This window comes from Actinosynnema sp., assembly GCF_052038725.1.
In genome coordinates this window covers 1-3,947 of sequence record NZ_JBQGCX010000586.1, presented here as the reverse complement: position 1 = coordinate 3,947, position 3,947 = coordinate 1, and the positions used below count along the sequence as shown (strand labels likewise).

Here is a 3,947-nt window from a genome sequence, read left to right as displayed (position 1 = left end):
GGGCGGGGGGGGCCCTCTCAGGCTCCCGCCCCGCCCGTCGGCGTTCCCGCGGGCGTCGCCCCGGAGGACGAGCCCGCCGAGGAGGACACCGACGCGGCCGACCTGCTGGCCGTGGCGGAGGCCGCGGACGAGGTGCGGGTGCTCGACGAGCGCCCCCGGTACCACCTGGCGGGCTGCTCCTGGGTGGGCGACCGGGCCGCGCTGGGGCTGCCGCTGGCCGAGGCGCGCGAGCTGGGCTTCACCCCGTGCGGGGTGTGCAGGCCGGACTCGGCGCTGGCCGCGACCAAGCGGGCCGCCGCGAAGCGGGCCGAGCGGGCGGGCGCCGACAAGCCCGCGACGACCGGTGCGCCCGACCCGGCCGGAGCCCAGGCCGAGCGGGCCGCCGACGAGCCCGAGCGGGCCCCTCAGATCGCCCAGGACGCCCCCGGAGCCGCCCAGGCCGGTGCCACCGCCGGGAGCGGGGACGGGCCCGCCGCGCGCGGCTGAGCGGCCCTCCCGCGCGACGCTCGGCGCAACCGGTTTGCGCCCTCGGCTACCCTTGGTGGCACAGGCGTTGATCCGGCCATCACCGGGGGAGCCTCCGGAAGAACAGGCCCCAGGGCCCCAGTAGAACCGGACGGGAACGGCCCGTCACAGCCGTCGAAGAGAGGCCAGAGCCCCGTGCCCTGGCAAGCGGGGTGGTACCGCGGTGCGCCTACGGGGTGGGCGCGTCGTCCCCGTGCGCCGGGACGCACGCGAGGAGTTTGACCATGCCCTACCCCAAGGCGGGAGCGGACGCCGTTCCCTCCGAGCCGTCCTTCCCCGCGCTGGAGCGCGACGTGCTCGGCTTCTGGGAGGACGACAAGACCTTCCAGGCCTCCGTCGACGCCAGGCCCGCCGGTGAGAACGGCTCCAACGAGTTCGTGTTCTACGACGGCCCGCCGTTCGCCAACGGCCTCCCGCACTACGGCCACCTGCTGACCGGGTACGTCAAGGACCTGGTGCCGCGCTACCGCACCATGCGCGGTCAGCACGTGGAGCGCCGCTTCGGCTGGGACACGCACGGCCTGCCCGCCGAGGTCGAGGCGGAGAAGCAGCTCGGCTTCTCGTCCAAGAGCGACATCGAGGCCTTCGGCATCGACAAGTTCAACGACGCCTGCCGCACGTCCGTGCTGCGCTACACCGACCAGTGGCGCGACTACGTGACGAAGCAGGCCCGCTGGGTCGACTTCGACAACGACTACAAGACCCTCGACCTGGACTACATGGAAAGCGTCATGTGGGCCTTCAAGACCCTGTGGGACAAGGGCCTGGTCTACGAGGGCTTCCGGGTGCTCTGGTACTGCTGGCGCTGCGAGACGCCGCTGTCCAACACCGAGACCAAGATGGACGACACCTACCGGGACCGGCAGGACCCGGCGGTGACCGTCGGCCTGCGCCTGGAGACCGGCGAGCTGGCCCTGGTGTGGACGACCACGCCGTGGACGCTGCCGTCGAACCTGGCCGCCGCCGTGCACCCGGACGTGGACTACGTGACGGTCGAGGCGAACGGCGAGAAGTACCTGCTCGCCGAGGCCCGCGTCGCCGCCTACGCCCGCGAGCTGGGCGAGGAGCCGCCGGTCGTGGCCCGCTGCAAGGGCTCCGACCTCATCGGGCGGCGCTACACCCCGCCGTTCGACTTCTTCCTCGGCCGCGACAACGCGCACCAGGTGCTGCCCGCCGACTACGTCACCACCGAGGACGGCACCGGCATCGTCCACATCGCCCCCGCGTTCGGCGAGGACGACAAGGCCGTCACGGACGCCGCGGGCATCGAGGTCGTCGTCCCCGTCGACCCGCACGGCTGCTTCACCGCCGAGGTGCCGCCGTACGCCGGGCAGCACGTGTTCGAGGCCAACAAGGTCATCATCCGCGACCTGAAGGACGCGGGGCTGCTGCTGCGCCACGAGACCTACGACCACCCGTACCCGCACTGCTGGCGCTGCGACAACCCCCTGATCCAGCGCGCGGTGTCGTCGTGGTTCGTCGCGGTGACGCAGTTCCGCGACCGCATGGTCGAGCTGAACCAGCAGATCAACTGGGCGCCCGAGCACATCAAGGACGGCCAGTTCGGCAAGTGGCTGTCGAACGCGCGCGACTGGAACATCTCCCGCAACCGGTTCTGGGGCTCCCCGATCCCGGTGTGGGTCTCGGACGACCCCGAGTTCCCGCGCGTGGACGTGTACGGCTCGCTGGACGAGCTGGAGCGCGACTTCGGCGTGCGCCCGACCGACCTGCACCGGCCCGCGATCGACGAGCTGACCCGGCCCAACCCGGACGACCCCTCGGGCAAATCCACCATGCGCCGGGTGCCCGAGGTGCTGGACTGCTGGTTCGAGTCCGGCTCGATGTCGTTCGCCCAGGTGCACTACCCGTTCGAGAACGCCGACTGGTTCGAGAACCACTACCCCGGCGACTTCATCGTCGAGTACAACGGGCAGACCCGAGGCTGGTTCTACACGCTGCACGTGCTGGCCACGGCGCTGTTCGACCGGCCCGCGTTCCGCAACTGCGTGGCGCACGGCATCGTGCTCGGCGACGACGGGCAGAAGATGTCCAAGTCGCGCAAGAACTACCCGGACGTGAACGAGGTGTTCGAGCGGGACGGCTCGGACGCGATGCGCTGGTTCCTGATGTCCTCGCCGATCCTGCGCGGCGGCGACCTGGTCGTCACCGAGCGGGGCATCCGCGACGGGGTGCGGCAGGCCGTGCTGCCGCTGTGGAACTCCTGGTACTTCCTGGCGCTGTACGCCAACGCCGAGGGCGTCGAGGGGCGCTGGCGGACCGACTCGCCGCACGTGCTCGACCGGTACGCGCTGGCCAAGACGCACGACCTCGTGGCGCGGGTGACCGGGCAGCTCGACGAGTACGACATCTCCGGCGCGTGCGCGTCGGTCCGGGACTTCCTGGAGGTGCTGACCAACTGGTACGTGCGGCGCTCGCGCGACCGGTTCTGGGCGGGCGAGAAGGACGCGGTGGACACGCTGCACACCGTGCTGGAGGTGGTGTCGCGGGTGGCCGCGCCGCTGCTGCCGATGACCACCGAGGTGGTGTGGCGCGGGCTGACCGGCGGACGCTCGGTGCACCTGACCGACTACCCGGCGGCGGCCGACCTGCCCGCCGACCCGGAGCTGGTGGCGGCGATGGACACGGTGCGGCAGGTGGCGTCGACGGCGCTGTCGCTGCGCAAGGCCAACAAGCTGCGGGTGCGGCTGCCGCTGGCCAGGCTGGTGATCGCGTCGGCGTCGGCGGGGTCGCTGGAGGGGTTCCGGGAGATCCTGAGCGACGAGGTCAACGTCAAGGCGGTCGAGCTGACCGACGACGTGGACGCGCACGGGCACTTCCAGCTTGCGGTGAACGCGCGGGTGGCCGGGCCGAGGCTCGGGCCGAACGTGCAGAAGGTGATCAAGGCGGTGAAGGCCGGGGACTGGAGCGAGGTCGACGGGCGCGTCGTCGCGGCCGGGATCGAGCTGTTCCCGCAGGAGTACGAGCAGCGGCTCGTGGCCACCGACCCGGCGGCCACGGCGGCGCTGCCCGGTGGGGCGGGGCTGGTCGTGCTGGACACCGAGGTCACCGAGGAGCTGGCGGCCGAGGGCGTGGCGCGGGACCTGGTGCGGGTCGTGCAGCAGGCGCGCAAGGACGCCGGGCTGGACGTGTCGGACCGGATCGCGCTGACCGTGGACGCGCCCGAGGGCGCCGCGGCCGACGCGGCTCGGGCGTTCGAGGCGTTCGTGCGCGAGGAGACGCTGGCGGTGGAGGTGTCCTACGGGGCCGTCGACGGCGGGTCCGAGGGCGCGGTCGGCGACGGGGTCAAGGTGCGGGTGCTGGTCGTCAAGGCGGGCTGTGCGCTCCGGTGACGCGGTCCCGGCACACCACTCGGGCGGTGGGGGGGTGTGCCGGGGCCGGGCTGCAGCCGGGGGGGGGCTTGG

1 protein-coding gene and 1 pseudogene are annotated in these 3,947 nt (G+C 72.6%); both read left to right on the top strand.

What is annotated here, in order from left to right:
• Window positions 1-486 (top strand): annotated as a pseudogene (locus ACTUAL_RS12255) (hypothetical protein); the annotation flags it as partial.
• Window positions 487-749: 263 nt separating this feature from the next.
• The gene (gene ileS / locus ACTUAL_RS12250; protein WP_440900316.1) at window positions 750-3,875 is read left to right on the top strand and encodes an isoleucine--tRNA ligase; all 3,126 of its coding nucleotides are present in this window, start codon (window positions 750-752) and stop codon (window positions 3,873-3,875) included.
• Window positions 3,876-3,947 lie beyond the last annotated feature (72 nt).